The 20,235-nt window shown below is 71.1% G+C and carries 20 protein-coding genes; 7 read left to right on the forward strand and 13 right to left on the reverse strand.

Annotation, left to right across the window (positions count from 1 at the left end):
- Window positions 1-81: 81 nt before the first annotated feature.
- The 5 genes from ACWEGE_RS01670 to ACWEGE_RS01690 form a co-directional block, all read right to left on the reverse strand.
- Window positions 82-735 carry a hypothetical protein gene (locus ACWEGE_RS01670; protein WP_449658524.1) on the reverse strand — a complete coding sequence of 218 codons (654 nt, stop codon included), beginning with the start codon at window positions 733-735 and terminating at the stop codon, window positions 82-84.
- Window positions 732-1,565, reverse strand: coding sequence for a G1 family glutamic endopeptidase (locus ACWEGE_RS01675; RefSeq protein WP_449658525.1), 834 nt, complete (start codon window positions 1,563-1,565; stop codon window positions 732-734). The genes ACWEGE_RS01670 and ACWEGE_RS01675 overlap by 4 nt, the downstream gene beginning before the upstream one ends.
- Window positions 1,566-1,673: 108 nt before the next feature.
- Entirely contained in the window at window positions 1,674-2,435 is a 762-nt protein-coding gene (locus ACWEGE_RS01680; protein WP_449658526.1) for an AfsR/SARP family transcriptional regulator, read from the reverse strand.
- Window positions 2,436-2,581: 146 nt separating this feature from the next.
- On the reverse strand, window positions 2,582-3,220 hold the full coding sequence (locus tag ACWEGE_RS01685) for an alpha/beta hydrolase (protein WP_449658527.1): 639 nt from the start codon (window positions 3,218-3,220) through the stop codon (window positions 2,582-2,584).
- A gap of 5 nt (window positions 3,221-3,225) precedes the next feature.
- Window positions 3,226-4,179 carry a VOC family protein gene (locus ACWEGE_RS01690; RefSeq protein ID WP_449658528.1) on the reverse strand — a complete coding sequence of 318 codons (954 nt, stop codon included), beginning with the start codon at window positions 4,177-4,179 and terminating at the stop codon, window positions 3,226-3,228.
- Between the two features lie 152 nt (window positions 4,180-4,331).
- Here ACWEGE_RS01690 and ACWEGE_RS01695 point away from each other — a divergent pair, with 152 nt between their 5' ends.
- Complete coding sequence (locus ACWEGE_RS01695; RefSeq protein ID WP_449658529.1) at window positions 4,332-5,309, forward strand: AraC-like ligand-binding domain-containing protein; 978 nt, start codon at window positions 4,332-4,334, stop codon at window positions 5,307-5,309.
- Between the two features lie 59 nt (window positions 5,310-5,368).
- On the opposite strand, the gene ACWEGE_RS01700 is transcribed toward ACWEGE_RS01695, so the two are convergent.
- Window positions 5,369-8,101 carry an AAA family ATPase gene (locus ACWEGE_RS01700; RefSeq protein WP_449658530.1) on the reverse strand — a complete coding sequence of 911 codons (2,733 nt, stop codon included), beginning with the start codon at window positions 8,099-8,101 and terminating at the stop codon, window positions 5,369-5,371.
- 178 nt (window positions 8,102-8,279) lie between these two features.
- Between ACWEGE_RS01700 and ACWEGE_RS01705 the strand changes: the two genes are divergently transcribed.
- Genes ACWEGE_RS01705 through ACWEGE_RS01725 form a run of 5 tightly spaced genes read left to right on the forward strand, consistent with a single transcriptional unit; the run spans window position 8,280 to window position 13,582 of the window.
- Complete coding sequence (locus tag ACWEGE_RS01705; RefSeq protein WP_449658531.1) at window positions 8,280-8,795, forward strand: hypothetical protein; 516 nt, start codon at window positions 8,280-8,282, stop codon at window positions 8,793-8,795.
- 11 nt (window positions 8,796-8,806) lie between these two features.
- Entirely contained in the window at window positions 8,807-9,106 is a 300-nt protein-coding gene (locus ACWEGE_RS01710; protein WP_449658532.1) for a hypothetical protein, read from the forward strand.
- Complete coding sequence (locus ACWEGE_RS01715; protein ID WP_449658533.1) at window positions 9,103-10,773, forward strand: C1 family peptidase; 1,671 nt, start codon at window positions 9,103-9,105, stop codon at window positions 10,771-10,773. Before ACWEGE_RS01710 ends, ACWEGE_RS01715 begins: the two co-directional genes overlap by 4 nt.
- A 20-nt stretch (window positions 10,774-10,793) precedes the next feature.
- On the forward strand, window positions 10,794-11,330 hold the full coding sequence (locus ACWEGE_RS01720; RefSeq protein ID WP_449658534.1) for a hypothetical protein: 537 nt from the start codon (window positions 10,794-10,796) through the stop codon (window positions 11,328-11,330).
- Entirely contained in the window at window positions 11,303-13,582 is a 2,280-nt protein-coding gene (locus ACWEGE_RS01725; protein WP_449658535.1) for a patatin-like phospholipase family protein, read from the forward strand. The genes ACWEGE_RS01720 and ACWEGE_RS01725 overlap by 28 nt, the downstream gene beginning before the upstream one ends.
- A gap of 52 nt (window positions 13,583-13,634) precedes the next feature.
- Here the strand turns inward: ACWEGE_RS01725 and ACWEGE_RS01730 are convergent, their stop codons facing one another.
- Entirely contained in the window at window positions 13,635-14,246 is a 612-nt protein-coding gene (locus tag ACWEGE_RS01730; RefSeq protein ID WP_449658536.1) for a TetR/AcrR family transcriptional regulator, read from the reverse strand.
- Between the two features lie 96 nt (window positions 14,247-14,342).
- Between ACWEGE_RS01730 and ACWEGE_RS01735 the strand changes: the two genes are divergently transcribed.
- Window positions 14,343-14,876 (forward strand): hypothetical protein, encoded by a 534-nt coding sequence (locus ACWEGE_RS01735; protein ID WP_449658537.1) that lies wholly within the window; start codon window positions 14,343-14,345, stop codon window positions 14,874-14,876.
- Window positions 14,877-14,931: 55 nt separating this feature from the next.
- Here the strand turns inward: ACWEGE_RS01735 and ACWEGE_RS01740 are convergent, their stop codons facing one another.
- Genes ACWEGE_RS01740 through ACWEGE_RS01765 form a run of 6 tightly spaced genes read right to left on the reverse strand, consistent with a single transcriptional unit; the run spans window position 14,932 to window position 20,209 of the window.
- Window positions 14,932-16,635 (reverse strand): S8 family serine peptidase, encoded by a 1,704-nt coding sequence (locus ACWEGE_RS01740; RefSeq protein WP_449658538.1) that lies wholly within the window; start codon window positions 16,633-16,635, stop codon window positions 14,932-14,934.
- On the reverse strand, window positions 16,632-17,459 hold the full coding sequence (ddaH, locus tag ACWEGE_RS01745) for a dimethylargininase (protein ID WP_449658685.1): 828 nt from the start codon (window positions 17,457-17,459) through the stop codon (window positions 16,632-16,634). The genes ACWEGE_RS01740 and ddaH overlap by 4 nt, the downstream gene beginning before the upstream one ends.
- A complete protein-coding gene (locus ACWEGE_RS01750) occupies window positions 17,456-18,118 on the reverse strand; it encodes a DUF6875 domain-containing protein (RefSeq protein ID WP_449658539.1) in 663 nt (220 codons plus the stop codon). The genes ddaH and ACWEGE_RS01750 overlap by 4 nt, the downstream gene beginning before the upstream one ends.
- Window positions 18,115-19,491 carry an FAD-binding oxidoreductase gene (locus ACWEGE_RS01755; RefSeq protein ID WP_449658540.1) on the reverse strand — a complete coding sequence of 459 codons (1,377 nt, stop codon included), beginning with the start codon at window positions 19,489-19,491 and terminating at the stop codon, window positions 18,115-18,117. Before ACWEGE_RS01755 ends, ACWEGE_RS01750 begins: the two co-directional genes overlap by 4 nt.
- Window positions 19,491-19,808: a hypothetical protein gene (locus ACWEGE_RS01760; RefSeq protein ID WP_449658541.1), complete on the reverse strand. Its 318-nt coding sequence runs from the start codon at window positions 19,806-19,808 to the stop codon at window positions 19,491-19,493. The genes ACWEGE_RS01755 and ACWEGE_RS01760 overlap by 1 nt, the downstream gene beginning before the upstream one ends.
- Window positions 19,805-20,209 (reverse strand): cupin domain-containing protein, encoded by a 405-nt coding sequence (locus ACWEGE_RS01765; protein ID WP_449658542.1) that lies wholly within the window; start codon window positions 20,207-20,209, stop codon window positions 19,805-19,807. Before ACWEGE_RS01765 ends, ACWEGE_RS01760 begins: the two co-directional genes overlap by 4 nt.
- Window positions 20,210-20,235 lie beyond the last annotated feature (26 nt).

Here is a 20,235-nt window from a genome sequence, read left to right on the forward strand (position 1 = left end):
CGGTCGCGGTCGGCGGGAACGATCACCTGAAGGAAAGGTTTCCGCGGCTGCCCGGGTTCGTCCGGGCAGCCGCGGAGCGGGTCAGCCGGTGGTGCCCGGCGGGCGGGCGCACGCGGCCAGCACGGTGCCGCCCATCTTGATCCGGAGCTGGGTCGCCGTGGCCTCGCCGAAGAGCTGCCCGGTCGACACCAGTGGCGGCGGGCCGGGACAGAGGATGGTGCCGTTGTCGCTGCGGTAGATGCCGAGCCCGGCGACCGAGGTGCCGGTGGGCGCGAACACGAAGAACGCGTCACCGGTCCCGGTGCTGAACTGGACGGCCGGCAGGCTCACCGCCGCCGAGGAGGCCAGGACGGTCAGGATCGGCCGCTCGGCCGGCGGCGTCGTGGTGAAGTCCACCAGGGACACCGACCGGTTGCCGCCGCCGCTCGGCGACTCCAGGAGCAGGACGTGGTTGTGGGTACCGATGAACATGTACCGCGACACCCCGAGGGTCTGGTGGAACACCGACCCGGTCGGGCCGCTGACGACGAGTCCCTGGACCCCGCCGGTGGTCCGGGTGACGGTCCGGTCGCCCATCGTCGTGGAAGGTGCCGAGGACCAGGCGGTCGCGGCGCTGTTGTTGAACAGGCCGTTGGAGATCGTGATCGGGTTCGCGGCCGTCGCCGACGTCGCCCCCGAGGCCACGGCCGTCAGGACGGCGAACGCCAGCAGCGCCGCGCGCCGCGTCAGGCTCATTGGTGTGCCCAGGTGACGGCGAAGTTTTGCCCGTTCGTGCTGGTGTCACCGGTCGTGGCGTAGGTGGTGGTCGCGTCCTGCTCCTGGATCTTGGTCCGCTGCCAGGTCGAGCTCGCCGTCATCGACCCGCTGTGGCCCGCGTTGTCGCTGCCGACCGAGTTGTTCATCAGGGCCCGGCCGTAGTTCGCCAGGGGGAAGAAGTCGCTGGTGCCGAACCGGCCCACCGCCTCGACGATCCAGTCGGCGCTGCTGCGCGAGCAGACGAGGTTGGCCGCGCACGTCTGGTTGGTGGTGAAGCTGGTGTGCTTGGTGGCGTCCGCGACGGTGATCGTGTACTGCGCGGTGGCCGCGTTGTAGGTGACGTCGGCGCTGACGGAGTCGCCGGCGTCGATGGTCAGCACCGGCTGGATCGCGTTGGTCGGGAACATCTCCCACCAGAGCTCGTAGACCGGGGTGCCGTTGACGCACCGCGCCGAGCTGCCACCCTGCTCGACGGTGTTGTTGGTCCACCCGTCGAAGCCGACCCAGAAGATCGCCCAGGCGTCCGAGGCCGGGCAGGTGATCGGCCGCTGCGTCCACGACCCGTGCACGTGGGTGAAGGTGGCGGCGGGCGAGGACAACGAGGTGATGGCGTAGCCGGCCCAGTTCCGCGAGGTCCCGTTGACCAGTGGGCCGGCGACCGAGGGCGAAAGACCGGTGTGCCGGGCCGCGCCGGCGAAGGGGCCGCCGGCGTACCCGACGGGCACGCTCGCGGCACTCGCGGGCGCCGCGGCCCCGGCGCTGAACACCACCGCCACCGCCGCGAGGGCGGCGAGCCGTCGAAGTTTCATGAGAGTCCTGTCTGCGAAGATCGGCACCGGCATCGGCATCCGGGCCCCCGCGCCCGACTCTGGCAGCCCACGCTGAACCGGCACTGACGTGGCGCTGAAAACCCGTGGTCACCCGGCCAGCAGCCGGACGGCGAGCGCGGACACCTCCAGCGCCGGGTCCTGCCGCAGGATCGCCAGCTCGAGTTCGCGCACCCGTTGGTTGGGGTCGATGCCCAGGTGGTCGGCCAGGGCCCGGCGCAGCCTGCGGTACACGCCGAGCGCGTCGGCCTGCCTGCCGGTGCGGTACAGCGCGAACATCAGCTGCGCGTGCACCTGCTCGTCGAACGGGCGCGCGCGGGCCAGCCGGTCCAGGTCCGGTTCGAGCTGGGCGTGCTCGCCGAGGGCGAGCCTGGCCCGGATCAGCGCCAGCTGCGCCTGCGTGCGCAGCCGTTCCAGCGCGGCGGCCTGCTCGTCCAGCCAGGCCACCCCGCCGACGTCGATCAGCGAACGGTCCCGCCACAGGGCCAGCGCGGTGCGCAGTGCCGCGGCACTGCGGGCCGGGTCGTCGCCGCGTTCACCCCGTTCGACCAGGCGCCGCGCCTCGGCCACGTCCGTCGTGCCGGGCCCGAGCAGGTAACCGGGCGCGCGGGCGACGATCGCGTTCCGGTCGCCGAGCGCCCGCCGCAGCGCGGAGACGTGGCTCTGCAGGGTGTTCGGCGACACCCCGGACGCCTTCTCGCCCCACACCGCCTCGGTGAGCCGGCGCGTGCCGACGATGCCTTCGCCGTGCAGCGCGAGCACCGCGAGCACGGCCCTTCGTCGTACCCCCGAAATCGACACCGGCACACCGCCGACGACAGCGTCGACGGGGCCGAGCAACCTGACCCGCACCTGACCTCCCGCCCATCACGGGGACGTGAGCCGGTCCCCCCTGCGGGCACGGTGCCATGGGCCGTCGACAATCCGTCGACAGTGCGGGTCAGCGTGCTTCGGCGGCCGGCGGCGAGTTCGAAGACTTCCCGGCGCGTCTCCCAACGTCAACGTGCCCGGCGCGACAGCCCTCCGATGAGATCGGCCGCCGCCTGGCAGGACTCGTCGGTCACGATGTGCTCGGTGCCCGGCTCGATCCGCAGGTCGAGCCGGGCACCCGCCGCCTCGAACAGGGCGCCCGTCTCCAGTACCCGGTGTGCCGGGACCCACGGGTCTTCCTCGATGCTCCGCAGCAGCACCGGTACGCCGTCGAGCTCGCCTCCGGTGAGCGGCTCGATCGGGTCCGGGCCGATGAAGCCGCCGGTGAGCAGGACCGCCGCGGCGATCCGGCGGGGGCGGGTCAGCAGCAGGTGCGCCAAGAGGCAGGCGCCCTGGGAAAACCCCAGCAGCACCAGGTCACCCGGTGCCGTGCCCGCGTCGACGAGCGTGTCGAGGTGGGCCTCGATCGCGGCGAGCGCCTCGTCGAGGTGGGGCTGGTTGCCCGCCATCGGCTGCAGGAACGGCAGCGGGTACCAGCTGCTCTCCGCCGCCGCCGGGGCGACGAACCGGGCCGGCAGCGGGCCGAACCGGGTCGTCAGCTCGCGCATGAACTCCGGCTCCTGGCCGCGTCCGTGCACCGCGAGCACCACGACGGGCGCCTCGGCCGGTCCCCAGGTCAGGACCCGCTGCCCGAGATGGGGGTTCACGCGCCTCAGCCGTCGATCGGCTCGAGGGCGGCGAGCAGTTCCTCGCGGCGGTGCTCGAACTGCTCCGGCAGCTGGAACCGCTGCCCCAGCTCGTGCGGCGACTCGTCGCAGTCCCAGCCGCCGTCGGCGTGGGTGACCGCCAGCTCGAACAGGGCGCCGGCCGGCGACCGGACGTAGACGCTCTTGAAGTACTTGCGGTCCTTCAGCTCCGAGATGTCGGTGTAGCCGCGGCCCTCGACCTCGAACTTCAGCTCGTCCTGGTTCTCCAGGGTGTCGGCGTTCCAGGCGAAGTGGTGGTGGGTGCCTGCCCCGTAGTGCCAGGTCCCCTGGTCGTCCGTGCGGTTCACGGTGATCTCGAGGTGGTTGCCGTGGGCCTGCTTGCCCAGCTGGACCGCGATCCGGTCGCCGTCCTCGGCCAGCCCGGACTGGGCGTAGAAGGTGTCGTTGGCGAACTCGACCGTCCGGTCCGGGGTCTGCACGTGCACGCCGAGCCCGTGCAGCCCGTGGATGGCGCACTCCGGCGGGACCCCGTGGCCGGCGTGGCCGACCCGGTCGTCGCCTTCGTTGGCGACGAGCACGTACTCGATGCCGCACGGGTGCTCGAACGCCAGCCGCCGCCGTCCGAAGACCTCGACGTTGCGCACCTCGACGTCGTGCTCGGTCAGCCGCCGGTGCCAGTGGTCGAGGCTGCCCTCGGGCACCGACAGCAGCACCTCGCGGCTCTGGTTGGTGCCGCGCTTGCCGTAGAGCCCGGCCTGGGCCCACGGGAACGTCGTGACCACGCTGGACGGGTCGCCGTCGGCGTTGGCGTAGTACAGGTGGTAGATCGGCACCGAACCGTCGAAGAGCACAGTCCGCTTGATGAACCGCATGCCCAGCACCTTGACGTGGAAGTCGACGTCCTCCTGCGCGTGGCCGACCGACAGCGTGATGTGGTGGGAACCTTCGATGTAGGCCATGGCGGGCATCTCCTCGTCGAGCTGCGAACTTCCGCGCCCACGCTAGGGGCGGGGCGCCGCCCGGGCATCGGCGAAACGTGCACGCCGATGTCGCCGATGCGCACAACCGCGGCGTACGCTGGCCGCGTTGCCCGAGCGCCCCAGGAGCGACCATGGCCGGTGCGTTGAGCCTGCTGCCCACCGGGCACGCCGTGCCCGACCGGGCGGCCAAGGTCGGCCCGGGTGCCTGGGAGCGGCAGGTCAACACCGGCGTGTCGCTGCACTTCAGCTTCGAATTCGACAACCCGAAGGCCTTCGCCGGCTCCATCAGCCACCGGGCGGTGGGCGAGCTGGGCCTGTTCGGCGTCGCCTGCCTGCGCCACACCGTCCACCGCCGTCCCGACGACCTGACGCGCGCCGCCGACGCCTCGTTCCTCCTGACGCTGCAGCTGGCCGGGACCAAGCAGCTCACCCAGGACGGCCGGGCGACGACGCTGCGGGCCGGCGAGTTCGCGCTCTACGACTCGGAGCAGCCGCTGACCCTCGACGTCGGCGACGACTACCGGTCGGTGAACGTGCGGTTCCGCAAGGCGGCGGTCGGCGCCCACGACGCGGCGGCCTTCACCCACCTGGTGGCGCGGAAGTTCTCCGCCGAAGAGGGGATCGCCCCGGTGGTCTGGTCGACGATCCTCAGCCTCGGCTCGCTGACCCCGGCGCAGCAGCCGGCCGGGATCCTGCTGGCGGGCAACGTCCTCGACATGACGGCGACCATGCTGCGCGCCCACACCGGCCCGGCCGCCCCGGCCGAACCCGACGTCCGCAACCGGCGGCGGCAGGACGTGCTGGCCTACATCGACCGGCGACTGTCCGATCCGGACCTGCGCGTCGAGACCATCGCGGCCGCCTGCTTCGTTTCGGTGCGCCACCTGCACGCGCTGTTCCGCGGCAGCGGCCACACGGTGGCGGGGTGGATCCGCCACCGCCGCGTGGAGGCCTGCAAGCGCGACCTCGCCGACCCGGCGGCCCGCACGGTCCCGGTCGCGGCGATCGGCGCCCGGTGGGGGTTGACCGACCCGTCCCACTTCGGACAGGTGTTCAAGGCCGGCGCCGGTGTGACGCCGGCGGAGTTCCGCCGGCGGGCGCTCGCCTGAGCACCGGAATCAAAGGCAGGCACCGGTGCCGGGCGCCCGGTCGACAACCTCACCGGGCACTACACCTGGCGACCCGGCAATCCGGCGAACCGGTGCGCGAGTTCGGTCCGCGACCGCAGGCCGAGCTTCCGGTAGACGCTGCTCAAGTGGAATTCGACCGTCTTCGTGCTGAGGAACGACGACGACGCCACGTCGCGGTTGGTCGCGCCGGTGACCACCGCGCGCACGACCTGGTACTCCTGCGGGGTGAGCTTCTCCAGCCCGGAGCTCGGCGGCACGTTCCGCCGGGTCTCCCCGGTGGCCGCGAGTTCGTGCTCGGCGCGCGCCGCCCAGTGCGCGGCCGGCATGGCGGCGAAGATTTCGAGGGCCGGCCTCAGGTGCTCGCGGGCCCGGATCCGGTGACCGGCCCGCCGCAGCCGTTCACCGAAGGCGAGCAGTGTCCGGGCCTTCTCGAACGGGCACTCGGCTCTCGAATGCAACTCGATCGCCGTGGTGAAACACCCGGCAAAAGCGGCCTCTCCCGCGAGCAGGCCTTTGAGGCGCCAGGCGACCGCCGCCTGGAGGGGCAGCGTCGTGTTCTTCGCGAGCTCGTCGACCGGCAGCACGACCTCGGCCGATCCACTGCGGATTCGTGCCTCCGTCAGGTCCGGGTGACCTTCCTCCGGGGCCGCGCCGCCCGTACCCGGCTGATTCCGGCGAAAGGCCGTGACCGCGTCGGCGTAGTGGCCCATGCCCAGCTCGAGCAGGGCGAGTGCTTCGATCGCGTCACGGGGGTAGTCGCTGTTCGGGGTCTGCAACGCCAGCGCCTGCGCGACGTGCGCCCGGCACTCGTCCTCGTCGCCGCGGATGGCCTCCACGTGGGCGAGCGAGCTGAGCGCCAGGTAGCGCCACAGGCTGTGACCGCCGAGCTGCGACAGCTCGACAGCCTCCGCCGCCAATGCGCGGGCGCCGTTGAGGTGGCCGGTCCGCGCCTCGCAGTAGGCCGATGCAGCCAGCGCGAACGGCAGCATCCCGATCGCCCCGGTGGACCTCAGCTCGTCGACCACCGGCCCCAGGACTTGCAAAGCGACGTCGTGCAGCCCGATCCAGTACATGCCCAGTCCGGACAGGATCGCGTATTCCACCGGCGGGGTCTCGCCGCGCTCGTTCGACGTCATGGCCACTGCCTCGTGCACCAGGCGTGAGCCGCTCAGCAGGTCGCCCATGTGCAGCAAGGTCATGCCGTGAACGACCTTGATGACGAACGCGGTGCCGGTGCGGCTTTCCGGGGCGATCTGCTGGGCCCTCGTGGTGGCCTCGACCGCGGCCGGGCCGTCCCCGCAGAGCAGGGCGGCCACGGCCGAATCGGTGAGCAGTTCGGCGCTGCGCAGGGGGTCGACCAGCCGGAAGGCCTCGGCCGCGGTGCTCACCACCCGGCGGGCGAGCCCCGGGTGCCCGGTGAACAGCTCGACCCGTCCTCGGCTGGCCGCGACCGCACCGCGGAGGTCGAGATCGTCGGTGAGTGCGTCGGCTTCGATCAGCAGCGTTCTCGCGTGGACGCTTCGCCCGGCGAGCATGGCGTTGTCGGCCGCGGCGAACAGGCGCCGCGCACGCGACACCTCGGACTCGCTCAACGCGGCCGCCCGGACCAACGCCGGAACAGCGGAGGCGTACCCGCTCCGGTCACGCGTCTTCTCCGCGACCAGCTCGAGCGCCTTGGCCACGCCTTCGTCCGGCCCCAGTGCGGCCTCCGCCAGATGCCAAACCCGCTCGTCAGCCTGTGCCGGCTCGGTCAGGGCCCCGGCCAGCGCCAGGTGAACCTCCCGCAACCGGGCCGGCGAGGCGGCCGCCGTGGCCCCGGCCCGCACGAGCGGGTGGATGAACTCGAACGAGCCTCGCGCGAACTTCACCAGTCCGCGGGCTTCGATGTCCAGCAACGTCCTCGACGGCAGGGAAAGGCCGCGCGCGGCTGCGAGGACCGCCGCCATCCGGTTCGATCGGCTGACGGCCAGCAGGAGCAGGGCATCTCGCGCTGCGGAGTCCAGTGCGGCCACCCGGGGGGCGAACAGGGCGGAAGCGGCGGCGGCAGGAATGACGGCGGGCAGGGGCGCCTGCCCGGCCAGCTGGGCGCGGTTCAACCCGCTCATCACCTCCAGCAAGGCCATCGGGTTTCCGGCGGTCTCCCGGCGCAGGCGGCGAACCACGTCGCTGTCCGGTGTCACCGCGGTGCGTGTGGCGATGAGCTCGGCAGTGGCCACATCGTCCAAACCTTCCAAGAAGCAGCTCGGCAGCTGCCATTCGGTCCGGTGCTCCGATCGGTCCGCGCGGGCGGCGAAGAGTACGGCCAGGTTCTCGGCGTTGAGCCGGCGTGCGACGAACGTCAACGCCTCGGCCGACGGACCGTCCAGCCATTGGAGGTCGTCGACCGTCACCAGCAGCGGGCGTTCCTCCGCCAGCAGGGCGAGCAGCCCCAGCGTTGCCGCGTACACGGCGAACCGGTCGGCGGCGACTGCGGGTTCCAGTGCCAAGGCTCCGCGCAATGCGCGCGCCTGCCGTTCCGGTAGCGCGGCGATCTGACGGACCAGTGGGGGAAAAACCTGGGAAAGCCCGGCAAAGGCGAGGTTCTGCTCCGGTTCGAACCCGCGAAACCGCAGCACACGCAGGTCCGAAGCGGCGGATTCTGCGTAATCGAGCAGCGCCGTCTTGCCGATTCCGGCCTCTCCGCACCACAAAAAGACGCCGCTACGCCCCTCGCGGACGCCTTTGAGGATCTCGTCGATGCGGCGGCAGTGCGCCTCTCGACCGCAAAGCACCGGACGAAGTTACCAGCTTCTCCGACGGACTGGCGTCACACCGAAAACATTGCGCCGAACGCCCGGCGAAAGTCACCCGGTCGCCGTGTCCGCCGGACTGACCCTGGGGTTTTCCCGGAAGCCGCCCACGCGGCCCCCGAGGCAGGCTGGTCCGCCGGAGTGCAGAGGGGGAACAACGGTGATCGACGACCGGAACGCTGCCCGGACCGGGCCAACGGCAGAAGACATCGGCAAGGCGGAACGGGCCATCCGGATGGCCGCGCACGCGGCTGCCGCGTTGGGGGTGCCGGGTCTCTTCCACCCCGGTCTCGACGAAGCCGGCATGGCTGCGATCTGGGGGCCGATGGTGACCACGGTCGCCAGGCACTGCGGGGCGAAGCTGTCCGCGGCGACGGCGGGCAAGTTCGTCACCATGGCGCTGTCGAGTGTCGCGACCTTTTCGGTCACCTCCAAGGTTCTTTCCTGGGGAATCATGGCCTTGTTGCTCACCATGCCCGCCGTCGCGGTGCCCGCGGCGGCGGCCTTGAACGCGTCCTTGAACGCGCTTTTCACCGTCCGGCTGGGCGGTGAATGCATTCGGCGGTTCTCCGACCCTCGATTCAACGGCGATGACCTGCGTCGGCTCGGCCGGCTGCTGGTGACGGTTCCGAGCTGGTCGGAACTCGGCGAAATCAAGCGGCTCCTGGCCGGTTGAAAACCAACGGAATGGAGTACGACGTGGACGTCGACAGACCGGCGACAACGGCCGGTGAATTGCGGAGGCGGCTGTCGGAAATCGGAAATCCCTGGACGGTCGACCCGGCGCTCACCGACGACGATCCCCTCCCCGAACGCCCACGCGGTGCTCAAGCGGAGGACGACCAGCCGCCGGAAACGCGCATGACTGTCCTCGACCCGGCGGTCGATCTCCGAGCTGTCCTGGCGACGGCGCCACCGGCGAACCCGGCACTGCGCGCGCACTGGATCGAGGCCGGTCTGCTGCCCTCGGAGGAGGAAAGGTCATGAACGTCGACTGGCGCAACCGCTTCGGCCGCAGGTGGATCACCAGCGTGCGCGACCAGGGCGGTTCGAACAACTGCTGGGCGTTCGCCTCGACGGCCTTGTACGAGGCGATGATCCGGATCGAGCACGTCCTGTGGACCCGGCGGTCGGAGGGAGACCTCGCCCGCGGGACCGGCAAGCAGCCGTGGGACCTGGGCAATCTGGGCGAGGCCTCGATCTTCGTCGAGCGGATGGGGCTGGCCGATCCCGACTGCTTCCCCTGGAGCCCCGCCGCGGCCCTCTACACCGCCAAACCGCACGGCGCGGCCCTGCAGGCGATGCCGATGTCGCCGACACCCGATCGCTCCGGGCGCACCATGCGCATCAACCCGGCCGCGGTCACCGCGCTCTCCGACGTCATGCAGAAGAAGAGCTGGATCGACCTCGTAGGGCCCATGGCCACCATCGTGACGCCGCCCGCGGACTTCGGCTGGTTCCACGGCACCGGGGTCTACACGCCGACGACCACCGCCGTCGGCGGAGCGCACGCACTGCTCGTCGTCGGCTACGACGACGATGGCGGTTACTGGATCGTCAAGAACTCCTACGGGCCGGCCTGGGGTGACGGCGGGTTCGCCAAGGTGTCCTACACCACCGGATTCCTCGACACCGCGACGTTTGCCGGGCTGCGCGGGACGAACCCCGATCCCTGGGCCAAGCGCAGGCTCCGGAACGGGACCCTGGTCCAGAGCGGAAACGGCGCCTTCCACAACAACTTCGAACTGTTCGTGCGGAACGGGATGAACCACGAGCACTGGTACCGCGAGAACGCCGACGCCAAGCTGCCGTGGATCAAGGTGGGCCTCGTCCGCTCCGCCGACCCGTGGCGGGACACCTTCCACGATGACGCTCTGGACTGCGCGGCGGCGGTGCAGAGCACGTTCAACCGCAACTTCGAACTCGTGTACCGCTCGAGCTACCGGCGGCTGCGGCACGTGTACTTCGACCAGGCGTCCGGCTGGTGGAACGACGCCACGCTCTTCGGCCCCGCGGACCCCGTCGGCATCCCCGGCTTCGTCCAGAGCAATCGAGGCGCGCCGGGCGACTTCGAGGTCGTGGTCGTCAACCCGGCCGGCCAGGCGGAACACTGGACCAAGCACAACGGCGCGCCGTGGACCCACCGCCCGGGTGAGTGGTACCACCAGGCGACCTTCGGGTCGGACTTCGCCTTCGGCGGCCCCGCGCTGGTGCAGAGCCGGCTCGGAGTGACCGGTTCACCGGAGAACGGCCAAGGCGAGCTGCACTACGTGGGCACGGTGACCAGCGGCGCGATGCGCCACTACCGGCGGGCTCCGACCGGCTGGACGCTCGAGCACGTGTTCGGCGACAACGTCTCCAGCGCGCCGTGCCTGATCGAGGGAACCTACGGCACCACGGACGAAACGGGCGTCGGGAACTTCGAGCTGTGCGTGGCCGTGGGCTCGAAGATCGAACACTGGTGGCGGTACAACACGGCACCGGGACCGTGGAACCTCTCCGCCGTTTTCGGTGAACGGGTCCGCCGGGTCGTCGGCCTGCTGCAGGGGACCTTCGGTGCCGGCCTCGAGCTGATCGCCGAACTCGTCGACGGTCATTTCCAGCACTACCGGCGTGACGGCGGAGGCTGGCACGCCGGCCCGATCATCACCTGAACCGAAGAGAGGGGAACACCGTGTACCGATTTCCGACCCTGCCGACCTTGGCGATAGCCGCCCTCCTGTCGGCCGGCGCCTGCCTGACCACGGCAGGGACCGCACAAGCTTCGGCCGTTGCCGAACCCGAAGTCCACGTCGCCGCGGCCGTCCCGGCACAAGGACTGCCGGTCGACTGGGTCGCCCGGGGTTCGGGGCAGTTCGGAACCGCCGACGCGCTGGACTTGCTGGAATACACCGTCGAGCTGAACGCGGTGCCCCAGGAAGTCGTCGAATTCCGCCTGACCTCGAGCAATCGCTGCCATTGGGGAAAGACACTGGTGATGCCCGACGGCCTGGGCAGCTCGTGGGACATCCACATCGACCCGTCCCAGGGCATCTACTCCGACAGCAACGGGCTGTGGGCCCAGCAGGTCCACAACCATCAGCACCTGACGCTGCTGAAGGCCGGCTTCCTCGGTGTTTATTACCAGGTTCTGGTGGTCGGTGACCTCGACGCCATCCTGCCGGGATCCAGGGTCACCTTCAGGTGGCTGACCGACAGCAGGATCTGCTGAACGAAACCGGTGACGACATGACGCGCACGGCGATCGTCCTTTCCGGAGGCGGCTCGAAAGGCGACTTCGAAGTCGGTGTCCTCCACTACCTCTACTCGGCGGGCATCAGGCCGGACGTCCTGTGCACGACCTCGGTCGGGTCGGTCAACGGCATCAAGCTCGCCGAAGGTGAGGCCGGCCCGGACCGGGGCCTGGCCGGGCTCACGGCGATGTGGCTGTCGATGACCGACCACACCGACTTCTTCGCACCGGCGGGCTGGCTGAACGATTCCACCCGGCTGCTGCGCGCATTCCGCCAGTTCCTGCAGGACTTCGCCGCGCTCAACGCGAAGCAGGTGGAGGATGCCATGACGGTCAACGGAGCACTTCGGACCCTGCGGCTGGCGGAAGCCGACGAGGTGGCGGCGCGGCTCAACGCCATCGGCGTGTCTCAGGAGCTGTCCGGCGCCGGGGTGCTGGGCATCCTGGCGCTGGGCTCGTCCGTCGTGCTGCCGACCCCGGTCGGCCCCCTGGCGACGCTGGCGTTCGGCTCCGTCCTCACCTCCATGCTGGCGACCAACCTGCAAGGCGTCGCACCTGCCTTGTCGGCGTCATCCTTCTTCGTCCTCACACCCCTGGAACGCCGAGCGCGAACCACCGTGGACCGGCAGGCGATCGGCGATTGGGCGAAGGCCGGCGGAAAGCTCCGGATGGCCACGGTCGCGCTGGAAAGCGGGAAGCTGCGGTTCGTCACCGAAGCTGGGACGCTCCTGGAGCGCGACGGCAGCGTCGTCACCGTTCCCGGTGGCACCCTCTCCCCCGAGTGCCAGGCCCTGGCGGACGAACTCGGCGAACTGGAAGCGGAGGTCCGGGACGCCCAGGCGCGAGTCGCTTCCGGCGACCACCCCAGCGGGACGGCCGGCAACCTCCTCCGCTTGATCGCGAAACGCAACCGGGCACGTGCCGGACTGTCCGCCTGCCAGGCCGGGCACCCCGCGCCACCGGAACCGGCGGCCGTGGACCTGGTGACCGGGATGCTGGCGTCCGCGTCGATGCCCACGTTCTTCGCCCCGGTGCCCATCGACGCCGAGCACTACGTCGACGGCGGGATCCGGGCCGTCCTGCCGGTCGAGGCTGCGGTGGTGGAAGGCGCGGATCGGATCATCGCCGTGCAGGCGTCCAAACCCGACGTCGACCCGGCCCCGGGGATCGAGCTGAATCTCCTGTCCATCTCCCTGCGCACGCTGATGGAGATCGCCGTCAACGAACTTTCGTTGCGGGACGCCCGAGCGGGTCACCCGGCGCCGACCCTCATCGAGCCACGGGTGGACATCCACACGGCGTTCACCTTGTATCCGGCGTTCGTGCGCAACCGGATGGCCTACGGATGGATGTGTGCCGCCGACGCGATCGCCCCACCCGCCGATCCCGCCAAAGCGAACCGGGCAGCGGAGATCGCCGACTGCATCAGCGTGCTGCGGTACGGAGCGGCGCGCCTGGAGTGCTGGCTGGGCGGACATCCGATCCCGCCGTCGATGGTGACGATCGCACGCCCCGATACGAGCGGCCGGGCCTCCGTCGCCGACACGCTCTTCGCGATGAAGGCGGAAATACGGGCGCTGATCACCGAACGAGCGACCCTCGGAGCGGCTGTTCCGGCCGGCGTGGGCGAGTGGGACGATCCGAATCTGTGGTGGTTCGGACACGAGGCGCACCCGTGGAGCCCCGCGCGAGGGGACGACGCGTTCTTCGAGTCCCAGGACGTCCCACTCGAACTCCCGGCAGGCGGCAGTGCGACGGTGTCGGTCGTCTTCGTCAACGTCGGCACCACAACTTGGGACCCCGCCGCCGGCTATCGGCTGGGGTCGCAGGATCCGCCCGACAACCTGAACTGGGGACTGGGCCGAGTCGGTCTCGCCGCGCCGGTCCACCCCGGTGGGTCCGCGCGGTTCACGTTCGAAATCAAGGCGCCCTCGACGCCCGGCGCGCTCAGGTTCGGCTGGCAGATGCTCCAGGAAGGTGTCCGCTGGTTCGGCGAGGCCGGGCAGTCCGTCGACATCGTCGTGACGCCGCTGGGCGAGCCCGCCGCCTGCGCGGACCTCCGTTCCCGGATCGCGGCCATCGACCGGCGGATCGCGGAGCTCGAATCCCAGCTGCGCGATGAACCCCACCACGACGGGCCGATCAACCGGCGGATCACGGACCTCCGGCTCGAACGCGACAACCGCGTGGCGACCATGCGCGCCACCGGCTGCACGCTGTCGGCCACTTGAACCAGTCCACCCGATCAGCCCGGCTGCCGAAGTCCGGATCCGGAAGCAGAAATCAGGGCCCGTAGAGCGTGGTCCGGATGATGTCGGTCAGGGCTTCGACGACGTGCTCGTCCTGGGCCGGCTCGGTACCGCGGACCAGCTGGTAGCCCGCGCGTTCGACCATCCAGGTCAGGATGGCCGCGGTCTCGGCCGGGCGGACCGGGCGCATCACGCCGGCCGCCTGGCCGCGCTCGATGGCTTCGCGGGTGGCGTTGATGATCGACTGCATCAGCGTGCGCACCTCGACCGCGACGGCCGGGTCGTAGGCCGCGGTTTCGGTGATGATCGTGAAGGCCGCGGCGCGGCTGCGGTAGACCGCGACGATCGCCGTGACGGCCTCGGTGAGGCCGGCCGGGTCGGTTGCCCGCCACCAGGTGCTCGACACCTCGCGCAGCTCGGCCAGCACGGATGTGGCCAGCCGCCGGACCAGGTCGCCCTTGTCCTCGAAGTGGACGTAGAACGTGGAGCGGGAGATGCCGGCCGCCCCGGCCAGGCGCTCGACGCTCAGTTCGGTGAAGGCCTCGCCCGCCGCGACGAGCTCCTCGGTGGCCGCGAACAACCGCCGCTCGAGCTGCTCTCGGCGGTCTTGCCGCTTGCGGCCGGTCGGCCGGGTCACTGAAGGCACGGCCGGAGCATAGCCGGACAGCAAATCCGGACACTGTGTCTTGACGCGGTGTCCGAGTTCGGCGCATGCTGGGCGCACGAACCCGGGGAGGCAGTCATGCTGGTGTTGAAGGCAGTGTTGTGGGCGCTGTGGGGCGTCGGCGTCCTGCACCTCGTGGCGTTGGAAGTGAGCGTGGTGGTGGCCACGAAATGGGCTCGCCGCGGGCAGGCGGGGTCCGAATACCTCCCCATGGCCGTGGGCGTGTACGCCGTCGGGACGACGTCCGTGGGCTGTTTGAGCGGTCTCGTGCTGATCCTGCTGTCCGACGGGGGTGCGATCCTCGTGGTTCTCATCGTCGGCACGGCCGTCCAGCTCATCGGCCCGGGGCTCGTCGCCACGATTCTGCTCAGCCGGCTCTGGGCTGCCTGGCAAAACCGCAGGCAGCTCCTGTCCCGGGAGGAGGCGGTCCGGCTGATCGAGGCCGGCATCGTCCGCTCCTTCCGGCGGCGGTTCGGCGTGGTGAAGCTGTCGCTCCACCCCCGGGCGGTCGAGCAGTTCCAGCTGCGGACCCGCCGCGCCCGCGGGGAGGACTACCCCGCGTTCGTGGCCGCCGCGAACGAGCGCGACGCCCGAGGCCCGAAGCTGTACTAGCGACTCCGACCGGAGCGGGGGCCACGGGAACGCGGCACCCCGCTCCTTCACGCAGTCACGGACGGCCGTGGGTCACCGCGGACCAGGCATCGACCGCGCCGTGGCCGTAGAAGCCGTTGAAGGAAGCGTCGCCCACGCAGGTTGCCGTGTACGAAGCATCGCGGCCTTCGTCGAGGTAATCGACCGTGCGCGGGACCGGGCAGGCGATCTTCGCCGCCGTCTGCTCGAGGATCCGCTGCACCACGTCCGGGTCCAGGCCGAACCCTCCGCCGGGGGTCGGGTGGCCGTACTGCGACACGATCAGGGCCGCGACGCCGGCCGCGTGCGGGGCCGCCATCGAAGTGCCCTGCAGCCACCGGAAGTAGCCGACGCGCCCGTCGGCGGCCGTCTGCTTCTGGATGCCCACCGCCGCGCCGGCCGGGGTGATTTCCCCGGCGGCGTCGATGTAGCCGGCGGCGACGCCGACGCTGTGGGCGTAGGTCGAGAGGATCTCGTTGTCCCGGCTGTCGTACCACGGCGTGCCGAAGTAGTCGCGCTTGTAGCCACCGGGCGCGGACACCGAAATCCGCTCCTGGCCGTAGTTCGAGTAGTCCGCCTTCGCCTGGGACGGGCCGAACCCGGCCACGCCGATCGTGTGCGGCCCCTCGAGCGGCAGCGTCAGGCAGGTCGCGTTGTCCACCGTGCGCGGGTGCGCGCGGCTGGACGGGAAGTCGGGGCTCGTCGCGTCCGGCTGCGGCGCCGCCAGGTCGCTGTGCTGGTTGCCCAGCGCGACCACGATCGTGACACCCTTGCGGTGCGCGTAGTTCAGCGCTCGTTTCGTGGCCTCGACGACCGTGCGCTGCTCGGCCTGCTCGGCGGGCGAATCCGCCGGGTTCGCCGTGCAGTTGTACAGCCACGGGTCGATGTAGAACGACATGTTCACGACGTCGATGCCCGCGTCGCCGGCGTAGGTCAGTGCGTCGATCGTCGGCTGCAGGAAGTAGAAGCCGGAGTCCTGCGCCGCGCGGAGGCTCACCAGCGTGACGTTCGGCGCGACGCCGGACACCCCGAAGCCGTTCGCGGCCGCCGCGATCGTGCCGGCCAGGTGCGTGCCGTGCCCGGTGCCGTCGACGTCGACCGGGTCCACGCAGCCGCGGTACTCGCACGGCCCGTCGACGGGCACGCCGTTCTCGTCGGCGACGATGTCCCTGGTGAAGTTGCGCGAGCCGGCGCGGTCGAAGTTCGGCGCGAGGTCCGGGTGCGTGGCGTCGATGCCGGAGTCGATGACGCCGACCTTCACCCGCTTGTCGCCGGGCTGGACCGTCCGCGCGAGGTCCGACCGCACGGATTTGAGGCCCCAGAGCCGGTCGTCGAGCGGGTCGAGCCCGGCGGACGAGCCCTTCGGCCGGGCCGGGCCGCGGCCGGTTTCGGTCTCGGCGACGTCGGGTTTCGCCACGGCCTTGCCGTTCTTGGGCACGGTGCCGATCGACTTCGCCCGGCCGGCCCCGAATACCGTGCGGTCGCCCGAGACCCGTTCGAGGAAACCGCCGGCCGGCGCGGCGGCGGTGATCAGGCCGGCCGCGGCGTTGCTGGTGACGACCCGGCCGCCCGCCGTGCGGACGGCGTTCTCCGCCGCCGCCACGTCGTACCCGCCGGCCACTTCCCGGGCCAGGACGGAGAATTCGACGGTGGGCCCCGACAGCCGTGGCTGGGCCGTGGCCGGCACGGCGAGCGCGCCGAACAGCGGCACCGCGAGGGCCAGTACGAAAGATCTCTTCACTGCTGTTCTCCCCCATCGCGTAGTTCCAGCGTGCAGCACTTGACGCTGCCGCCCCCTTTGAGCAGCTCCGACAGGTCGGCGCCGATCGGCTCGAAGCCCCGTTCCCGCAGCTGCGCCGACAGCCGTGTGGCGGCCTGGGGCAGCACGACGTGCCGTCCGTCGGAGACGGCGTTCAAGCCGAACGCCGCGGCGTGGGCGGCGGAGGCGATGACGGCGTCCGGGTACAGCCACTCGAGCTGCCGCCTGCTTTCTTCGGTGAACGCCTCCGGCCAGTACGCGATCAGGTCGCCGGTCAGCACGGCCAGTGCGGTGTCGAGGTGGTAGTGGCGCGGGTCGGTCAGCGTCAGCCCCACCACCGGCAGGCCGAAGAACCCCGCGGCCTCCTCGTGCGCCCGGGGGTCGGTCCGGAACCCCGTCCCGGCCAGGATCCGGGCGCCGGCGACCAGGAAGTCGCCCTCGCCTTCGTTGAGCCACGACGCCTGCCGGACGTCGTGGTAGCCGTGCCGGGCGAACCACTCCGTGTACGCCGCGGACTCCGGGCGGCGCTGGCGGTGGCGGAAGCGGGCGACCAGCGCCCGGCCGTTCACCACGGTGGCGCCGTTGGCCGCGTACACCATGTCCGGCAGGCCCGGCACCGGGTCGAGCAGCTCGACCCGGTGGCCCAGGTCGAGGAAGAGGTCGCGCAGCCATTCCCACTGGGCTGTCGCCAGCTCGGTGTCGGTGGGCTTGGCGGGGTCCATCCACGGGTTGATCGAGTATTCGACGTCGAAGTACGCCGGTCTGACCATGAGGTAGTGCCGCACGGGGTTCTCCTGGGTGCTCAGGCCGTCTGCAACGACTTCTCGGTGCCCACCAGCCGCCGGACCAGCTGGTCGCGGATGCGGGGCGGGATGTCCGGGGCGAACCGCCGGAAGTAGCTTTCGGCGTGCGCGGTGCTGTCCATCAGGAACGGCAGGTCGAACACGACCAGCTTGCGGACGGCCAGCAGCGGTACCGGTGCGCGCAGCGCCTTGAACTCGTCGTTCCACAGGCCGGGCTGGTCGCAGACCGGGTGGAACTGCCCGATCATCAGCCCGTCGGCGACGAACCCGTCCTTGGCTTCGCGCTGCAGGTCGTCCAGCGGGGTCGCGTCGTGGTGGTCCAGCTGCGGCAGCACGAGCAGGATCGTCAGCAGTTCCCGGTGCTCCGGCGGGATGCCTGCCGAGAGCCGCTCGTACCAGGCGCGCAGGCTCTCGATCGCGGCGTGCACGTCGACCTCGGCGTTCGCGGCGGTCAGCGCGGCAAGGTGGAAGAGTCCTTTGTGGAGCGAGGGCTGCGTGTAGGGGCACACCGGGCCGTTGCGGCCGAGGTCCGGGTGTGCGGCCACCAGGTACCGCCACGCCCAGGCGAGGATTTCGCGCAGGGGCGGGAGGTGCTCGGCCGGCGCGGTGCCGGCGGTGACCTCGGCCGCCGTCCAGATGCGCACCTTGTCGTCGCCGATCATGAGCCGATGCTTTGCGCGAAGGTGAAGAACCCGTCCGGATCGACCCGCTCCTTGATCTGCTTCAGGCGCGGGTAGTTGGCGCCGTAGTAGGCGGTTCGCCAGTCCGCGAGGTCCGGGTCGGCGAAGTTCTGGAACGCGCGGTCCGACACGTACGGCGCCATCGCCTCGCCCAGGTCCGCCAGCCAGCGGAGGTTGGCCTCGACCACGGCCGGTTCGTCGTCCTCGGCCCACGAGGTGTCCATGGCCAGCAGGAACATCGCGTCGCGGTGGACGAACGCGGTGTCCGTCGCGGCCACCCGGTTGATCGCCCCGCCCCAGGAGAACAGCGCGGCGCCGCCGCCGTCGGGGTTGCCGCTGGCGGGACGGCGTGCGACGTACGAGAGCATCGTGGCGATCGCCTCGTCGGGCAGCGGCCCGGTGGCGATGTTCGTCCGCGAGGCGAACGCGCCTCCGGCGGTCTCGTGCCGCAGGTCTTCCTTGGCCTGCCAGAAGGTCCGGTCGGTGATGGCCGTGCGGACCGGCGCCGCGACCGACAGCACGGGGTCGAGGATTTCCCGCAGCTCCGCCGCGGACCCGCGGTGCTGCCCGACGGCCGACACGACGGTCTCCCCACCGGCCGTGCTGACGCCGATCCGGGCGGCGAACTCGTCCGGGGCGAGCCGCACGGTGTCCTGGAGCACGGAGAAGACCTTCGCCGCGTCCGCGCTGTCCCACAGCAGCACGTAGGTGGCCCAGTCCGCCACCGGTTTCGCCTGGAACGTGAAGGAGACGTTGATCCCGAAGTTGCCGCCGCCACCGCCGCGGCAGGCCCAGAACAGGTCGGCGTTGGTGTCGGCGTCGCAGTGCAGCAGCTGCCCGTCCGCGGTCACGACCGTGGTCGCGACGAGCGCGTCCGCGGTGAGCCCGTACACGCGGGACGTGGCGCCGCACCCGCCGCCGAGGGTGAGCCCGGCGATGCCGACTCCTGCGCTGTTGCCGAGCGCGAAGGCCATCTCGCAGGGTTCGATGGCGGCGTAGACGTCCGCCATCAGCGCGCCGCCCGCGGCGGTCACGAGCCCGGTCGAGGCGTCGGCGGACACGGTGTTCAGCGCGCCGAGGTCCAGGACGAGACCGGTGCCCGCCGAATGTCCCGCGAAGCTGTGCCCGCCGGCGCGGGCGACGAGGCCGACACCGGTGTCGCGCGCCCATTCGACGGCGCGCCGGACGTCCGCGGTGCCGGCCGCGGACAGGACGCCGGCGGGGGTGATGCCGGCGAAGCGCTTGTTGAACGGCGTGCTCGCGGCGCGGAACCCGGCCTCGCCGGGGCGCCGCACGCGGCCGGTCACCGCGCGCTCGAGGCGTCGCCAGTCCGCGTCGGTGGGGCGCCGGGACACTAGCTCACCTCGTCGAGGTAGGAGACGCCGGTGGCGGCGTGCGGGCCGTAGCGCTCCCACACCTCGCGCAGCCGGAGGTGGCCGTCTTCGGTGACCTCGGGGGTGTTCACCGTGTGCCCGCAGATCACCTCGCCGGTGGCGAGCACCAGCGTGTAGCCGAGGTGCAGGGTCCCGTTTTCGCGCTGGGTGCCGGTGATCGCGCCGCGCCGCACCTCTCCCCCGGCGAACTCCGCCCAGACGACGTCGTCTTCCTGCCGGTACACGGCCACCGCCTCGGCGCCGGCCTTGCGGAACTTCCGCCCGTCGTAGTCGATCACGCCGGTCCCGCCTCACCGGTGTCGTGCGCGACGAACTCGGCCGACATCTCGCGGTCCCACCAGATGGCGTAGTAGGAGAAGTCTTCGCCGTGTTCGGGGTCGTTGAAGAGGTGGTGTTCGATGCCCGGCTTCAGGAACACGATGTCCCCGGCCGCGAACGCGTGCCGCCGGTCGCCGGTGACCACCTCGGCCCGCCCGGCCATGCCGATGAAGATCTCGTGCTCGTGGTGGGCGTGGGCCACCGAGGCGTCACCCGGGCGCAGGACGCACCAGGCCCCGCGGAACGGCGCGGTCATCCCGTCCCACGGGTAGAGCAGCTTCATGTCCAGTCCGTAGGCCCGCGTCAGGTTCTCGGGCTCCAGCCTGCGGATGTCCAGGAGGGCAAGGTCTTGGTCAGTCACATCCCACTCCGATCAGCGTGTCTCCG

It is taken from the genome of Amycolatopsis sp. NPDC004747 (assembly GCF_053601335.1).